General features: G+C 39.6%; 16 protein-coding genes. 5 read left to right on the top strand and 11 right to left on the bottom strand.

Features of this window, described 5'->3' with window-relative positions; genetic code table 11:
- Positions 1-81 precede the first annotated feature (81 nt).
- The 8 genes from B2V22_RS03160 to B2V22_RS03125 form a co-directional block, all read right to left on the bottom strand.
- Positions 82-273 (bottom strand): DNA-directed RNA polymerase subunit beta, encoded by a 192-nt coding sequence (locus tag B2V22_RS03160; protein ID WP_290490525.1) that lies wholly within the window; start codon positions 271-273, stop codon positions 82-84.
- Positions 274-288: 15 nt separating this feature from the next.
- Positions 289-1,593: a UDP-N-acetylglucosamine 1-carboxyvinyltransferase gene (murA, locus tag B2V22_RS03155; RefSeq protein ID WP_290490524.1), complete on the bottom strand. Its 1,305-nt coding sequence runs from the start codon at positions 1,591-1,593 to the stop codon at positions 289-291.
- A gap of 95 nt (positions 1,594-1,688) precedes the next feature.
- Entirely contained in the window at positions 1,689-2,324 is a 636-nt protein-coding gene (gene upp / locus B2V22_RS03150; protein WP_290490523.1) for a uracil phosphoribosyltransferase, read from the bottom strand.
- A 120-nt stretch (positions 2,325-2,444) separates the two neighbouring features.
- Positions 2,445-3,665, bottom strand: a complete 1,221-nt coding sequence (glyA, locus tag B2V22_RS03145; protein ID WP_290490521.1) for a serine hydroxymethyltransferase — start codon at positions 3,663-3,665, stop codon at positions 2,445-2,447.
- 71 nt (positions 3,666-3,736) lie between these two features.
- The gene (locus B2V22_RS03140; protein ID WP_290490519.1) at positions 3,737-4,762 is read right to left on the bottom strand and encodes an L-threonylcarbamoyladenylate synthase; all 1,026 of its coding nucleotides are present in this window, start codon (positions 4,760-4,762) and stop codon (positions 3,737-3,739) included.
- Positions 4,763-4,813: 51 nt separating this feature from the next.
- The gene (gene prmC / locus B2V22_RS03135) at positions 4,814-5,677 is read right to left on the bottom strand and encodes a peptide chain release factor N(5)-glutamine methyltransferase (RefSeq protein ID WP_290490517.1); all 864 of its coding nucleotides are present in this window, start codon (positions 5,675-5,677) and stop codon (positions 4,814-4,816) included.
- Positions 5,670-6,743: a peptide chain release factor 1 gene (gene prfA, locus B2V22_RS03130; RefSeq protein ID WP_290490515.1), complete on the bottom strand. Its 1,074-nt coding sequence runs from the start codon at positions 6,741-6,743 to the stop codon at positions 5,670-5,672. The genes prmC and prfA overlap by 8 nt, the downstream gene beginning before the upstream one ends.
- 100 nt (positions 6,744-6,843) lie before the next feature.
- Complete coding sequence (locus tag B2V22_RS03125; protein WP_290490514.1) at positions 6,844-7,464, bottom strand: thymidine kinase; 621 nt, start codon at positions 7,462-7,464, stop codon at positions 6,844-6,846.
- Between the two features lie 228 nt (positions 7,465-7,692).
- Here B2V22_RS03125 and B2V22_RS03120 point away from each other — a divergent pair, with 228 nt between their 5' ends.
- From B2V22_RS03120 to B2V22_RS03110, 3 genes are read left to right on the top strand one after another with little or no spacing between them, the layout of a single operon-like run.
- The gene (locus B2V22_RS03120) at positions 7,693-9,045 is read left to right on the top strand and encodes a Mur ligase family protein (protein WP_290490512.1); all 1,353 of its coding nucleotides are present in this window, start codon (positions 7,693-7,695) and stop codon (positions 9,043-9,045) included.
- A complete protein-coding gene (locus B2V22_RS03115; RefSeq protein ID WP_290490511.1) occupies positions 9,045-9,728 on the top strand; it encodes a type 1 glutamine amidotransferase in 684 nt (227 codons plus the stop codon). Before B2V22_RS03120 ends, B2V22_RS03115 begins: the two co-directional genes overlap by 1 nt.
- 40 nt (positions 9,729-9,768) lie before the next feature.
- Entirely contained in the window at positions 9,769-10,356 is a 588-nt protein-coding gene (locus B2V22_RS03110; RefSeq protein WP_290490510.1) for an SOS response-associated peptidase family protein, read from the top strand.
- A 74-nt stretch (positions 10,357-10,430) separates the two neighbouring features.
- Here the strand turns inward: B2V22_RS03110 and B2V22_RS03105 are convergent, their stop codons facing one another.
- From B2V22_RS03105 to B2V22_RS03095, 3 genes are all read right to left on the bottom strand, one after another.
- Positions 10,431-12,272 (bottom strand): ABC transporter ATP-binding protein, encoded by a 1,842-nt coding sequence (locus B2V22_RS03105; RefSeq protein ID WP_290490508.1) that lies wholly within the window; start codon positions 12,270-12,272, stop codon positions 10,431-10,433.
- Entirely contained in the window at positions 12,272-13,987 is a 1,716-nt protein-coding gene (locus B2V22_RS03100) for an ABC transporter ATP-binding protein (protein ID WP_290490507.1), read from the bottom strand. The genes B2V22_RS03105 and B2V22_RS03100 overlap by 1 nt, the downstream gene beginning before the upstream one ends.
- A gap of 94 nt (positions 13,988-14,081) precedes the next feature.
- Positions 14,082-15,317: an AI-2E family transporter gene (locus tag B2V22_RS03095; RefSeq protein WP_290490505.1), complete on the bottom strand. Its 1,236-nt coding sequence runs from the start codon at positions 15,315-15,317 to the stop codon at positions 14,082-14,084.
- A gap of 128 nt (positions 15,318-15,445) precedes the next feature.
- Here B2V22_RS03095 and B2V22_RS03090 point away from each other — a divergent pair, with 128 nt between their 5' ends.
- Both B2V22_RS03090 and B2V22_RS03085 read left to right on the top strand, forming a co-directional pair.
- The gene (locus B2V22_RS03090; RefSeq protein ID WP_290490503.1) at positions 15,446-16,489 is read left to right on the top strand and encodes a lactonase family protein; all 1,044 of its coding nucleotides are present in this window, start codon (positions 15,446-15,448) and stop codon (positions 16,487-16,489) included.
- A gap of 16 nt (positions 16,490-16,505) precedes the next feature.
- The gene (locus tag B2V22_RS03085; RefSeq protein WP_290490501.1) at positions 16,506-17,129 is read left to right on the top strand and encodes a flavin reductase family protein; all 624 of its coding nucleotides are present in this window, start codon (positions 16,506-16,508) and stop codon (positions 17,127-17,129) included.
- Positions 17,130-17,314 lie beyond the last annotated feature (185 nt).

Here is a 17,314-nt window from a genome sequence, read left to right as displayed (position 1 = left end):
AGTCCTATTTGACGAAGAGCCCATAAAAAAAGCCAAGAACTAAAATGGTCTAGTCCTTGGCAATAATTGGTCATATCTAATTTAACGAATAAATGAGAGGACATGGTTCCAGCTAGCTGGGTTTAAGAAATTGAAGGCTGATTGATCAGACGAGATGCTGTACCCAATCAACCCACCGATAATGAATAATAGGAAACCCACAATCAATAACAGTAATCCCCAAAATAAAATCTTCTTCCATGGTTCGTTGATATATTGATGATAATGTTTCATAAAGTCACGACCAATCTAATCTAATAAACTAGCAAGTTCTGCGTCTGATTTACCATCTACATCCACCCGAAGTACATTTGCGCCTAAGGCCTGTAATTTCTTATCGAATGAATGGTAACCACGGTCTAGATATTTCAATTCAGATACTTTAGTCATTCCTTCAGCCTTCAAACCAGCCAAAATTAAGGCTGCTGCTGAACGTAAATCTGAAGCGGCTACTGCTGCCCCTTGTAACTTAGCAGGACCATTCATAATAGCTGTATTGCCGTTAATATTAAAGTTAGCGTTCATTCTACGCAATTCTTCTAAGTGCATAAAGCGGTTTTCAAAAACAGTTTCTTCCATTTCTGAAGTACCCTCTGCTAAAACTTGGGCCACTGTAAATGGTGATTGAATATCAGTCGGGAAACCTGGATATGGTAAAGTTCTGGCTTTTGTTTGATGTAAAACGGTAGAACCTTGCACACGGACACCAGATACGTCTTCAGTAATTGTCGCCCCTAATTCTTTTAATTTAGAAATTAATGGTTGATTGTGTTCTGAAATCGCGTCTTCGATGTAGACATCACCTTCAGTAATGGCTGCAGCTACCATAAATGTTCCTGCTTCAATACGGTCAGGAATGACAGAATGTTCAGTTCCTTCTAGGCTTTCAACCCCACGGATTTTAATGGTATCTGTACCGGCACCTTGAACGCGACCACCCATTTTATTGATAAAGTTAGCTAAGTCGACGATTTCAGGTTCGCGGGCAACGTTCTCAATGATTGTTGTCCCTTCAGCTAATGCAGCAGCCATCATAATATTTTGTGTTGCCCCAACACTTGGGAAGTCTAAATAAATGTTAGCACCCACCAATTTATCAGCGCTTGCTTCAACATAACCTGCTGTAGTTGTCACTTTAGCACCTAAAGCCTCAAATCCTTTAACATGTAAGTCAATTGGACGCGAACCAATAGCGCAACCACCTGGCATAGCAAATTTAGCGTGACCATAACGAGACAATAATGGACCCATTACAACGATTGAAGCACGCATTTTGCTCACAAGTTCAAATGGTGCTTCAGTGGTTAGACCACTAGAAGCGTCCACGATAATTTCGTTGTTTTCTTCATCGAAATCAACTTGCGCATTTAAGTTACGCAATACATCGTTCATTACATATACATCTGATAGTAATGATGCGTTGGTAATGCGACTCTTCCCTTGGTCTGCTAATAAAGTGGCTGCTAATAAAGGTAAGACAGCGTTTTTTGCACCATCAACCCTTACATGCCCTTTTAATTTACGGCCACCCTTAACAATCATGTTTTCCGTCATTTTTATTATCACCTATCTAATTTTATTTATTTGTTTTAAATGTTTATGCTTTGTTTTGTATATCAAGAGTAGCATATACATGTAATTGATGACAATTATAAAGTACCAAACAGACGGTCACCAGCGTCACCAAGACCTGGTAAGATGTAGCCATCTTCGTTTAACTTCTCATCTAATGCACCTGCAAAAATATCAACTTCTGGGTAAGCATCTTGTAAAGCTTTCACACCTTCTGGCGCTGCAACTAAACATACAAATTTAATGCTTTCTGCTTTAACATTACGTTTCACTAGTGAATCAATGGCCATGATAGCAGATCCACCAGTCGCTAACATTGGATCTACTACGATTACTTCACGTTCTTCAATGTCTTGAGGCATTTTGAAGAAGTACTCTTGTGGTTGTAAAGTTTCTTCGTCACGGAACATACCAATGTGACCTACTTTTGCAGCTGGCATCAATAACAGCATACCATCAACCATTCCTAATCCAGCACGCAAAATTGGAGCGATTGCTAATTTTTTACCAGCAATAACGTTTTGAGTTGTTTTAACTAAAGGTGTTTCAATTTCAATTTCTTCCATTGGTAAATCTCGCGTTACCTCGTAACCAAGAAACATTGTAATTTCATTTACCAATTCACGGAAACCTTTAGTCCCTAAATCTTTATCACGTAACATAGCCATCTTGTGTTGCACTAAGGGGTGATCAATTACAACTAATTTACTCATGAATATTTACCTCACTTTTAAATTTTATGCAGCCAATTAATTTTGCTCAAACTCTAGATATTATATAGGACTTGAAAGTCTAGCGCAAGTAAGCTAGGCCTTCAAGTCCTTTAAATGAGATTATTTTAATGGAATTGCTTCAGTTATGGCTTTTACAGATGCACGAACATCAGCGCGAACAGCCTCATCTTGAGGATTTTTAATGATTTTAGCAATCAATCGAGCTACTTGTTCAGACTCCGTTTCTTTAAAGCCACGAGTAGTGATGGCTGGCGTACCAATACGGATACCGCTTGTCTTAAATGGACTTAAAGTTTCATTTGGAATAGTATTTTTATTTACAGTAATCCCAACTTCATCTAAGGCAGTTTCAATTTCAGCACCTGTCACGTCAAAACCGATGACTTTTAGTAATAACAAGTGGTTGTCTGTGCCACCAGATACCATAGGAATGCCTTCTTCATTGAAGACTTTTTCAAATGCTTTGGCATTTTTGATGATTTGCGCTTGGTAGTCTTTAAAGTCGTCTTGTAAGGCTTCGCCGAAGGCAACAGCTTTGGCTGCAATCACGTGCTCTAAAGGTCCTCCTTGGATGCCAGGGAAAATAGCAGAGTTTAATTTCTTAACGTAATCTGCGTTAGCAGTTAGGATTAAACCACCGCGAGGGCCACGTAAAGTTTTATGTGTTGTAGAAGTAACAACGTCCGCATAAGGAATTGGATTTGGGTGTAGACCCGCTGCAACTAAACCAGCAATGTGAGCCATATCAACCATAAAGTATGCACCTACTGCTTTAGCAGTTTCAGCGATTTTTTCAAAATCAATCGTGCGCGCATAAGCTGAAGCACCGGCAACGATTAATTTAGGTTGGTGCTCTTTGGCTAAGCGGTCGATTTCATCATAATCAATGTATTCTTCATCATTTGTGACATTGTAAGCAATAAAATTGTATTTCTTACCAGAGAAATTTACATTTGACCCGTGAGTCAAATGCCCACCATCAGTTAAGTTCATCCCTAAAACTAAATCGCCTGGCTCTAAGAAAGCGTCATATACGGCCATATTGGCTTGTGAACCTGAATGTGGTTGAACATTTGCGTATGCTGCACCAAATAATTCTTTAGCGCGGTCAATCGCCAATGTTTCAATCTTATCTACGACTTCACAGCCACCGTAGTAGCGTTTACCCGGATACCCTTCTGCGTATTTATTGGTTGCAATTGATCCCTGCGCACGTCGCACATCCTCCGATACCCAGTTCTCGCTTGCGATTAGCTCAATCCCATGTTGTTGGCGGTCCATTTCCTCATCTAATAAATCAAAAATAATGTCCTTACTCATGCATCTGCCTCCAGTTTTATTTTTTGATAATATTCCTTGGGGTCTACCTTATCCAATTTTTTTATCTAGATCTATTCTACCACGGTTGAACTCGCTTTGATCAATCGATTGCGATATGCCCCATTTTTTTCTGTATCAGGGTACAATTCGACGACAATTTGTTGAATATTTTTTTGGTCATCAAAAGTTCTTAAAGCTGCGAAAAGCTGTTGTGTAGCGGTTTCTATTGTCGGTCCCAATGATAAAATCGAGGCAACTGAGGTTTTGTATTTTTCAAAATTATTTTCACTAGTTGCCAATGCTACCTTGATCGATTGGCTAGATAGATCAGCTAGTACATTCGCCATTTTATCAGACGAAACGGCCATCACTGGTTGGTTAGGACTGTAGTGAATATATTTCATACCTGGTGCTTTCGGCGCTTCTTCCGCGTTATTGGCAATGGTTCCGCCCATATATATCGGCATGTCTGTCACCACTTCAGCTAGCATTGACTTGGTAATGTATCCAGGGCGCAAAATGATTAAACCTCTTGAATCTGTCAGGTCTAAAACCGTAGATTCCACCCCAATACGAGTTGGTTCAGCATTCACAACACCACCAATAACCCCATCAAAGTCATGCATCACATGGGTTACTTGGGTTGGACTCGGTTTACCAGAAATATTGGCAGACGGACCAACGATTGGAAAGCCAGTTGTGCGAATTAAAGCACGCGTCGTTTCATGATCAGGTAAGCGAATTCCTACTGTATCCATGCCACCAGTCACTATACTTGGAAAGGTATCTGGTTTAACTGGCACTACTAGGGTCAAAGGACCCGGCCAGAAAGCCTTTGTTAATTGGTCGATTAAATCATGTCTTTTTTGGTCATCATCAATCATATAGTCAAAGATATCTACTGGATCAGCAATATGGACAATCAAGGGATTATCGCTTGGACGACCTTTAACGGTATAAACAGACTCAACTGCCTGCTCATTATTAGCGATAGCCCCTAAGCCAAAGACTGTTTCAGTTGGAAAAGCCACCAGTTGACCGTCCTGCAGTAAGGCAGCGCCTTCTTCTATTTCACTTGCTTGAATGATTTTTGTCATTACAGGTTGAACTCCTTTCTCATTTAATTAGATTTATACGTTTTTGTGTTTTTACGAATTTTGGATAACTAGCATGCGGTCATTGCCCGCATAATCTTGGATAATGTTCACCTTGGCGTCCGTCACTCGCAGGCGGTCTTTAGCGCCAGCAAGCAAGGATTGTCCTTGTTTGTAACCAAATTCACCAATAAAGTAACCTGGCTTAGCCAAATAATCATGGATTTGGTCAAATAAACGCCAATAAATTTGATAGCCGTTTTCCTCTGCAAAAAGGGCTAAATCCGGTTCATAGAGGACCGTTGATTTAGACATCACATCCGTTTCATCTGAGCCGATATAAGGTGGGTTTGAAATGATTAGATCAAATTCTTGGCCAAAAACTGGTTCAAATAAATCACCAAGTTGAAAATCAATAACAGCTTTTTTATCCACGGCATTTTCACGGGCAATGTCTAAAGCATCCGGTGAAATATCTGTCGCTGTGACTTGTAGATTAGGAAAATGCTGTTTCAAAGTGATGGCAATAATCCCCGTACCGGTACCAATATCAAGGACCCGTGCATCTTGCGCGATATGCCCCTTTTTGATTAGATCGGCCACAAAAGACACCAAATCTTCTGTTTCTTGTCTTGGAATTAAAGTAGCTGGTGAAACCTTGAAAGTTTCACCGTAAAACCATGCTTTCCCGACAATATACTGCCAAGGATAGTTTTCTTTAGCCACCTTTTCAATAGCCGCTTGATAGGCTTCTTTCTGGTCAGCTGGCATGATGTGCTTACGTTTAAGGACCCAATCTGAAACTGAAAAATCGGCTAGATCAAGCAAGAGATGGTAAGCAATTTCAGCTTCTTGGTTGTTTTCTTCTAAAAAAGAAGAGGCCCAAACCTGGACCTCTAAATACGTTTGATTAATCATTTAACTCCTCTAACTTATTGGCTTGATCGGCTAATAATAAAGCGTCAACGATTTCATCCAATTCGCCTGTCATGATACGGTCCAATTTTTGAATAGTTAAACCAATTCGGTGATCAGTCACACGATTTTGAGGATAGTTGTAAGTACGGATACGTTCTGAACGGTCCCCAGTACCTACTAAGTTCTTACGTTGTGAATCATATTCATTTTGTTGCTCTGAAGCAATTTTTTCGTATACGCGTGAACGTAAGATCATCATTGCTTTATCTTTATTTTGTTGCTGTGAACGTTGGTCTTGCATAGCCACTTGAATACCTGTTGGTTCATGGGTTAAACGAACGGCAGAAGAGGTCTTGTTAACGTGCTGACCACCGGCACCAGAGGCACGGTAAATATCAATACGGATATCACCCTCATCTAAGTCAAAGTCGATATCTTCAAGTTCAGGCATGACACCCACTGTAGCAGTAGATGTATGCACACGACCTTGAGACTCAGTATCTGGTACACGTTGGACACGGTGAGCGCCAGATTCAAATTTTAATTTAGAATATACTTTGTCACCTTGAATTTGTAAGGTAATTTCTTTGAAACCACCGATATCATTACTAGATGATTCAATAACCTCAACGCGCCAACCTTGGCTAGTTGCATAACGGCTATACATTTCATACAAGTCACCAGCGAACAATTGGGCTTCGTCCCCACCTGCTGCACCACGGATTTCCATGATGATGTTTTTATCGTCGTTTGGATCTGAAGGAATCATTAAACGTTTAATTTCTTCTTCAAGACTCTCACGTTCTGCTTTTAATTCTTTCAATTCTTCTTTTGCTAATTCAGTCATTTCATCGTCTGATGACTCTGCTAATAATTCCTCAGTATCTTCAATACCTTGGATCACATCTTTATAGTGACTAAATGTTTCTACTTTCGGTCTTAAATCAGCTTCTTCTTTAGAGATAGCACGGAACCGTTGATTGTCATTAATCACGTCCGGGTCACTCATTAACTCAGTTACTTCCGCATAGCGGGCAATAAATGAATCTAATTGGTCTGTAAACATGCTTTCAACTCTTTTCTATTTCTTTATATAAAACTTACAGTCTATTATCGATATTAAACTAGGTATGACAAAAGTTAAATGACTTACACCTACTTACCTACTATTCACCAGTATTGCGTTCAATATAGATTTTACCATCTTTCAACGGTGGATGGTGATAATGTTTACGACAAACTGGGTAATAGGCTTCATTTCCGCCAATTTGCACTTGCTCACCTTCGTATACAGGTTTACCGTCAGCAACACGCATATTCATAATGGCTTTCTTGGCACAGAACCAGCAGATAGTTTTCACTTCTTCAATTTTGTCAGCTAAAAGCAATAGATATTTAGACCCCTCAAACAAATTATTTAAAAAGTCATTTTTCAAGCCAAAAGCCATAACTGGAATATCTAATTCGTCAACAATACGTGCCAACTGGTAGATATGGTCTTTTGATAAAAACTGGGCTTCATCAATCAGAACACAATAAATTTTTTGGTCATTTTCACGCATATAAGTGGTTAAATCCTCATATACATCCGTTTCCGTCGCGATCGCACGCGCTAATCTTTCTTCACCCACACGACTAGACACATTCCCTATGCCTGCACGGTTATCAACAGCACTGGTATAAACCAAGACATGTTTGTTTTGTTCTTCATAGTTATGTGCTACCTTAATGATTTCAAAAGACTTACCACTATTCATCGCACCGTAACGGAAAAATAACTGAGCCATTTAAACACTCCCATACTTTTTAATATCGATTTACTCAGCTATTCATTTTACTTTTATTCCCGTCACTAGTCAATTTTATTTCATGCCTGCAAGTCAAATTCTCAGTAAAAGTTTAAAGAAATTTTAAATGACAGGAAATTTTTTAGAATCTTGCCCACCTATGGTAAAATTAGCTCATTAAGGGTTCGCCTAAATAGCGGATAGCAAATGATTAGAGGAGTGCCAAAAATGAAATTTAAGAGTCAACTAGCAACTGTAGCTGGCCGTACGAGCCAACAATTATTAAAGAGATTTACAAGCGGTGGTACTTCTCTACCTGGTAAAATTGCACACAAAATTGATCCTGAGATCTTAAAATCCTTAGGTGAGAATTACCGTGTAGTTATTATTACAGGAACCAACGGGAAAACAGTGACCACTGCCCTAACTGTCAATATTTTGAAACAAAAATTTGTTCATGTCATGACTAACAATTCAGGGTCAAACATGCTGCAAGGAATCACTTCATCCTTCATTGAAGACTCCGGTATAAAGACTAAAGATAAAGTCGCTGTTCTTGAAGTGGACGAAGCTTCTTTACGTCATATCACTGAACACATTAAACCAGAAGTGATTTTAACCACCAATATCTTCCGTGACCAAATGGATCGGTATGGTGAAATCTACACCACTTATGACTTTATCCTACAAGGTGCAGCAAAAGCGAAAGACGCTATTCTGATGCAAAATGGGGATGCCCCAATTTTCTCATCACGTAAAGTAGACAACAAGCAAGTTTTCTTTGGTTTTAACACTGAGGACCAATCAAAAGACTTCCTAGCGGACAACAATACGGATGGCGTTATTTGCCCAAATTGTGAGCATGTATTACATTACCACAGCATTACTTACAGCAACTTAGGTGACTACTTCTGTCCAAACTGTGGCGCTAGTCGTCCAACATTGACTTACCAAGTAGAAGAAATCAATGAATTAACACCGGAATCAGCTAGCTTTACAATTGATGGCTACCAATACAGTATTCCAGTTGCTGGACTATACAATGTCTACAACGCCTTATCAGCTTACTCACTAGGCCGTTATTTTGGTGTCAGCCAAGCAGATATCGCTGAAGGATTACAAGGGGCTAAACGTATTTTCGGGCGTCAAGAAGCCATTGACGTGGAAGGTCACGACTTACGAATTAATCTTATCAAAAACCCTGTAGGTCTTAACCAAATCATCGAATTGTGTCTGTTGGAAAAAGCACCATACACCCTAATTTCAGTGTTAAATGACCGCCCCGCTGACGGTCAAGATGTATCATGGATTTGGGATGGCAACTTTGAAAAATTAGCCGAAATGGACAATATTGAAGCTTCTTATGTGGCAGGTATTCGTGTGGCTGACTTATCTAAACGTATGGCAGTCGCTGGCTTTAACCAAGACCAATTAATCCAATTAGAAGATCCTAAAGCCATCATTGATGCAGTGAGAAATGCACCTACTGAAAAAGTCTATATTCTAGCGACTTACACTGCTATGCTTGCGATTAGAAAAGAACTGGCTGAATTAGGTTACGTGAAGGAGCGCATGAATTAATGGAACAAACTTTAAAAATTGCCCATTTATATGGGAACTTAATGAATACATATGGTGATAACGGTAACTTATTGATGTTACAACATGCAGCGAAAGCACAAAACGTTAATGTTGAAACTCAATTAGTCTCTATCGGAGATGAATTTGACCCTAGCCAATTTGACCTAGTCTTCTTTGGTGGTGGTCAAGATTATGAACAAAAAATTGTAGCCCGTGACATCCAATTAAAAAAAGAAGCCTTAACCGAGTATATTGAAAACGACGGGGTAACAATCGGTATCTGCGGTGGATTCCAATTACTTGGAAAGTACTACATCAATGCTGCCGGTGACCGGTTAGAAGGTATTGGTGCCCTAGACCACTACACATTAAATCAAGACAATAACCGCTTTATCGGTGATATCGTGATTGAAAATGACCGTTTTGGACAGACTTATTACGGTTATGAAAACCATAATGGCCGGACCTTTTTAGGCGAAAATACCCAACCTTTAGGAAAAGTGGTTACTGGTTTCGGTAACAACGGTGAAGACCAAACGGAAGGCGTTATGTACAAAAACACCTTTGGGTCTTACTTCCACGGGCCTTTATTAGTTCGTAACGAACAGTTAACCAATGAGATCATTGGGTTAGCCATTAAAAATATGAAAGCCAGATTAGCGAGAGAAAACCAGTCAGCTTAAATTTGAAGTCCCTTTTGCCTAAAAGTAAAGGAGCTATCCTATGTGTGGTCGCTATTTATATGATAAAAATGAGCAAATTCTCTTCGATTATTACGATGAAATTGCCAGTCGTGGTGTTGATTTGACTGCCTTAAGCGATGATACGGTCTACCCTTCAAATCAAGTGGTAACACTTGGTGCTAATCCAGATGGTGAAATCGTCCCTGGCATTACGCGTTGGGGCTTTACAGGATTCAAGCCCAGCCAATTGATGATTAACGCCCGGGTTGAAACAGTCCGAAACAAGAAGACCTTTAAAGCACCATTTGAAGGTCAACGGATTGTCTTCCCTATGTCTGCCTTCTTTGAATTTACTGACGATAAGGAAGCTTACACTTTCTCCGATTCTGGTCGGGTCATTTACGTCGGTGGCTTTTACCGAATTTATCCTGACAAAAAGACCGGGCAAAAACAAGCCGAGTCTATTATCCTTACTACGGAACCTGATGAAGTGGTTAGTCCTATCCACAACCGGATGCCACTTTTGATTCCACAAGCAGATATTGCCAAATGGATTTTAGATGATGACTTTGCCTTCAATTATCAAAAGCCTACACACCAACAATTACAACCAGCAAAAGTATCATGACATTTGAATAAGATGCACTCAAAAAGCGAGCCGTTTAGATTAAAACGACTCGCTTTTTTGATGCACATACGTGCTTATTCAAATTCACCTTTAACAAATTGTGAATTATAAAGGTTATAATAGAAGCCTTCTTGAGCTAATAATTCCTCGTGGTTACCTGTTTCAATGACATCACCATGGTTCAATACAATAATGTTATCTGCATCTTGAATGGTTGATAAACGGTGGGCAACAACAAATGAAGTCCGCCCTTCAAGTAATTGATTCATGGCTTTTTGAATGAGTTTTTCTGTACGGGTATCAATTGATGATGTTGCTTCATCCAAGATTAAAATCTCCGGATCAGACATGAAGGCCCGAGCAATCGTCACTAATTGACGTTGACCTTGAGAAATATTAGACCCATCTTGGTTGATAATGGTGTCATATCCATTTGGTAAGGTTCGCACAAAGTCATCTACATGGGCAGCTTTTGCGGCACGAACCACTTCATCACGTGTCACATTTGGATTGTTTGACCCGTAGGCAATATTGTCTGCAATAGACCCATTAAATAGCCAAGTATCTTGCAATACCATACCCATTCGTGAACGTAATTCTTCTTGGTCAATATCTCTTGTATCTACACCATCATATTTAATAGACCCACCAGAAATATTATAGAACCGTTCAATTAAGTTGATAATAGTTGATTTACCGGCCCCTGTAGGTCCTACAATCGCCACCATTTGACCTGGCTCAACGGTTAGGTTGAAATCAGTCATTAATAGGTTCTCTTCGCCTGGTTGATAACCAAATTGGACGTGGTCGAAAATCATCTTATAGTCTGTTTCAATAGCTGGTTGACCAGAAGTTACTTCTTCCATTTCTTCAACGTCAAGGAATTCAAAAATACGTTCGATAGATGCTACCATCCGTTGTAATTGGTTGATCATGTTGGCCGTTTGTTTTAATGGCTCTGATAGGATTCCCGCGTATTGTAACATGGCTTGAACGTCCCCAATTACCATAGTACCGTTAGCTACTGAGAAACCACCGACGATAGCTACCGCTACGTAACCAAAGTTTTTCGCTAAATTCATCAACGGCATCAAAATACCCGAAATGAATTGGGCTTTCCAAGAAACCGCATAGTATTCGGCTGATTTTTCTTCAAACTGAGCAATTTTACCTTCATTTTGGTTGAAAGCATTATTTTCAATTTGACCAGAATAGTTTTCTTCGATATAGGCATTCATATTCCCTTGCACCCTTTGTTGGGCAGCGAATAGTCTTTGAGATACCGGTGTAATAGACAGCATAACAATTGTAGATAGCAAAATAGTTCCTGCTGCAATTAAGGTCATTTTTGAACTAATTAATGTCATCATCGTGATAGTTAGGACAAATTGCGTACTAGACATCAAAACCTGTTGCAAGGTTTGTTGTAGTGACATAGCAATCGCTTCAACGTCATTGATGGCGCGTGACATGATTTCACCATTTGGCGTTGAATCTAAGAATGAAATCGGCAGACGGTTTAATTTCGCCCGCATATCATTTCTTAAGTCTTCAATTACGCGTTGGGCAGTGCGACTTAATAAAGCCCCTTGTAAAAAGTTAAATAAAGCACTAATAAAGTAAAAAGTGACTACTTTAGTTAAGATTTTTGCTAAACCAGCATAATCAATGACGTACATTTGCTGTCCATCGACGTTTTGCAAGCCATTACTTACCCCATCGGTAATTAGCGTAGTTGCTTGACCTAAAATACGTGGTGACACAATTTGAAATGTGGTTGCTAGGATAATTAGGACAATAATCAATAAGAATGTCCATTTACGACTCGCCATATATTTGATGAAGCGACCCAGGGTTGACCAAAAGTTTTTCGGTTTATGACGGCGGCCTTCTAGTTTTTTTCTGTTATTCGCCATTAGTTCGCCCCCTTAATTTGTGATTCGACAATTTCTCGGTAAATATCATTTGCCATTAATTCATCATGGCTACCGATACCAGAAATTTCACCCTTATCAAGGACTATGATCGTATCTGCATCACGAATAGTTGAAACACGTTGCGCAATAATAATTGTTGCTGCATTTTCAGTCACTTCTTTTAAAGCCCCTCGTAAATTACGGTCAGTGGTGTAATCTAAGGCCGAGAATGAGTCATCGAAAAGATAAATGTTTGATTGTTTAACGATGGCACGGGCAATACAAAGTCTTTGCTTTTGTCCACCTGAGAAGTTATTCCCACCTTGGGCCACGTGGGCATCTAAACCATCCGGCAAATCGCGAACGAATGATTCGGATTGAGCAATGCGTAAGGCATACCAAAGTTCTTCATCGGTAGCCTCACTGTTACCATACTTCAAGTTTTCACGAATGGTCCCTGAGAATAAGTTGGCTTTTTGCGGTACATAGCTGACCAGATCACGCAAATTATTCAATGATAAGTCGCGCACATCTGTATCATTGACTTTAACAGCACCTTTAGTTACGTCTGAAAAACGTAAGAGTAAGTTGGCAATCGTTGTTTTCCCAGAACCAGTACCCCCAATAATGGCTAAGGTTTGCCCTGGTTTCACTTGGAAGTTGATGTCGTCCACTACATTATGCTCTGCGTTACCAAATTTAAAGGCAACGTTTTCGAATGTTACTTCACCAGGTGCTTGACGGTCAATAGATACTGGGTTTTCAGGTGACTGAATAGTAATTTCAGTATCCAAAATTTCGTTGATCCGTTGAGCAGACACTTGAGCACGCGGTAAAATCACGAAAATCATCCCTAACATCATGAATGAAAACATGATAATGAATGAATAATTGACAAATGAAAGGATGACCCCAACACTTAGGTTTTGAGCGGCCACTAAATGGGCACCGCGCCATGATAAAGTAATGTTTGTTAGTGATAGAATTGTTGTCATGATAGGCATTAAAAAAGACATCCGGAACATTGCTTTAATCGCTGTATCCGCATAATCTTTATTGGCTTCAGCAAATCGTGCTACTTCAAAATCTGATTTGTTAAAGGCTCTTACAACACGTACACCTGTTAATCCTTCCCGGAAAATAAGGTTCAAATTATCAACCTTACGTTGCATGGATTTAAAATATGGTGACACAATGCGTAAAATAATAAAAATTAATAAGGCTAATACTGGACCTGAAACTGCATAAACTAAACTCAATTCTGGACTAGCTAATACAGCCATCACGACAGCTGCTAGCAGCATGGCTGGTGAAAGTAATACCATACGCATAATCATCATGACCGTCACTTCAATCTGTTGAATATCGTTTGAAGAACGCGTAATCAATGAGGCCTCACCATAGGTCCCCATATCTTCTTTTGAAAACTGCAAAACTTTTGTATAAATTTCATTACGCAATTTTCTACCCAAGTCTTGGCTAGTACGGGCAGAAATATATACTGAAATCCCTGCAGAAATAATGACTAAGATAGTAATCAAGATCATCTGAGCACCAATGCTGTAGATAGCCTGCATGTCTCCTGCCGCAACACCCTCGTCGATAATGCGAGCGGTCTGCGTTGGCAATAGTAATTCCCCAATAGCCTGTGTTAAGGCAAAGACAATTGCCCCGAACATAGCCCAAAAGGGAATTCGTTTAATTAAACGCCACATCTAATTCCTCCTCTTATGTTTTATAATATAAACAATGTGAATATTGCTTCAAGAGGGCATTATACCCCCTTTTCTCTCATTACACAAATAAAAATTACTTGCCGGGTGTATCCTCTGAAATGGTCTCCTCTAATATGCTTTCATCTTCTGAATATAAGCCGGAAACGCGTTTATACCAAGCAAAGAAGTGGCTAAACATGACTTTGATGACGGCGTAAATTGGAATGACGAATACAACCCCCGCAACCCCGAAAATTGATCCTGCTGAAATTAATAAAAGCATGATGGTGACTGGGTGAATGGCCATATTGGACCCCAAAACTTGTGGTGAAATCACACGACTTTCAATCGTCTGCTCAATAGCGAATACAATCAAGACTTTTACAATCATCATTGGTCCAACTACAATCGCGACAATAATGGCTGGCACCATAGCTAAGAATGATCCTATATAAGGAATGACATTTAAGAAACCTGCAGCAACCCCAATAATTACTCCATAAGGTAGGCCAACAATTGAGTAACCCACTACAAACATAATGGCTACCCCAATCGCGACAATAATTTGTCCACGGATATATTGGCTAATTTGTAAATTCATATCGCTTAATAGGCTTAAGGTCGCCTTACGAATTTTAATAGGCAGAAATTGCGCGACATATGTGGGCAATTTGTGACCGTCACGTAACATATAGAACAAGATAATCGGTGCGGTAAAAATAGCTACTGCTACCCTGGTCACTGTCCCTACGATAGACGAGACACTTGTGATTGCTGAATTAGCAATGCTCTCCCAATTAAATGATGACAGGTCTAATACATCATTCATAGCTGATTGGACCACCATATTCACTTGGTCGTACCAATCACCGCGAATCAAGGTTTGTAAGCGACTTTGATAGTCTGACCAAATAGTATCCCAGTTGTTGATCAAATTACGCCCTTCATCTGCTACTGTTGGGATTAAGGCAATAAGGCCTGTAACGACCACCGCAATCAGTATTAAAACTATTGCTGATCCCCAGGTTCGGTGGAGTCCCTTTTTTTCGATTTGATTCACTAAAGGCACTGTCAAATAGTAGAAAATAGCTGCCACGATAATAGGTAGTGAAACATATTGGATAAAGGAAATGGCGGGGGCTAATAGGTATGAGACTCGGCTAAATAGGCTCATGAAAATGACAATTAAAATACCGACCATCAAGGCGCTAGTATATCGATTATTTAAAATATATTTGAAAAACCAGGATTTTGAAAAAGCTATCTGCTCTTTTGATGGTGATGGATCTTTCGTTGATGCTGTTTCCTCTGATTTGATTTTATCGTTCATGACATCGCCTCCTGTTATGCATAAGTCTATTATAGCAAATATTTCTTCCTATATAAGTGCCTAAACAATCAAAGTGTAGCCGTTTTTGGTGTTAATAAGAGCGTTTTCTTGTATAATGAGATTATCTTATGAAAGAAGGGATTTTTATTATGGAAACGATTTATGTATCTGGCTATACACGTGAAGACAATAAGGGGATCCATACCTTAACGTTAAATGCTGATAAGAAAGCTTTTGAAGCAAGTGAATTGATTATTGAAGAAAACAACCCTACTTACATTACTTTATCAAAAGACGGCAAACATCTATTCACTTTAAGTGACGGTGATGAGCCCGGTGTTGCCCATTACGAAAATAATGATGGGCAATTTGCCTTTAAAGACCGTGTGAAAGTATTTAACGAAAATGGCTGTTACTTAACATATGATGAAGAAGCAAAAGTTCTTTATGATGCTAACTACAAAAAAGGTGAATTAGCAGTGATTAAAGTCAACGAAGATGGTACATTGACTGTAACGGATGTCATCCAACATACTTCACCAGTTGGCCCGCATGAAAACCAAGACTTTGCCCATGCCCACTTTATCCATCCAACAAATGACCACAAATACATTCTTTCTTGTGATTTAGGAACTGATGAAGTGCACACTTATACACTTACCGATGATAACAAATTAGCTGAAGTGAGTGTCTACAAAGCGGCGCCTGGTACTGGCCCACGTCACCTTGCTTTCCACCATTCTGAACCAATCGTTTACCTTTTAGGGGAATTGGACTACACAGTTGAAGTGTTAAACATTCAAGAAGATGGTTCTTTGATTGCTGGAAACCGTTATGACACGATTCCAAGCGATTGGACTGAATTCAATTCATCAGCAGCGATTCGTTTATCAAGTGACAACAAATTCTTATACGTTTCAAACCGTGGTCACAACTCAATTACTGTTTTTGAAGTTTCAGAAGATGGGCAAAGCTTAACTGAAATTCAAAATATTTCAACTGAAGGTGATTTCCCGCGTGACTTCAACTTCAATGTCGATGAATCATTTGTCATCGTTGGTCACCAATTCCAACCACAGATTTCATTATTTACACGTGACCAAGCAAGTGGTTTATTAACCTACGTTGATCATACAAACATTAATGAAATCGTTTGTGTCACACCAGCTTAAAGGAGTTCAACCGTTCATGTATCATTTAGCAGCCAGTCAAATAGACGAAAAGCAACAATATAAATTGCTATCTGGTGCCATTGTACCCCGACCAATTGGTTGGATTACTAGTGAAAACAAAGAAACGGGTGTCATCAATTTGGCACCCTTTTCCTTTACTAGTGGTGCCGGGCAAAAGTTGCCCTTAATTTCAATGGCTATTCTTCGAAAAGAAGATTTTTCCATTAAAGATACCGCCCGCAATTTATTAGACCATCCTGAAGGTGTGGTGAATATTGTCAGCAAGTCCTTCATTGATAAAATGAACGCTACCGCTGCCAAAGTTTCAGCAGAGGTCAGTGAATTGTCCCTCGCTGATATTCAAACAGTTAATTCACTGACTGTGAGCCCACCAGGTGTGGCTGATGCTTTAATTCGCCTTGAAGTAAAAGTCTACCAGTATATCCCAATCCGTGACCGCAAGGACCATATCATCACTGATATGTTCATACTTGAAATTACCGACTATCATTTAGATGCATCGGTATATGACGAGGAAAAAGGCTATGTCTTGTACGAAGAGTTAGCCCCTGTTGCCAGATTAGCCGGCAATTTGTATACGGATATCACAAAACCTTATGTATTAGAACGACCGGAATAAAGTAGGTGTGACAAAAGTCGTTAAGAGTCGACGCGCTGGACCAAAAGGCCGAACAAGTACAGCCCAGTAATTGGCGGGTTTTGAAAAATCTCCTGAGAGTTTGACTTTTATAGCCCGACATAACGGCTATTGTTAGATAGAAAAAAGAGGCGTGACAATTATGTGAACTGCCCCCTGTCAAGTAG

The sequence above is a fragment of the Aerococcus sp. UBA6277 genome (assembly GCF_002440555.1).
Lineage (GTDB): Bacteria > Bacillota > Bacilli > Lactobacillales > Aerococcaceae > Aerococcus.
This window is presented reverse-complemented; position numbering and strand designations above follow the sequence as displayed.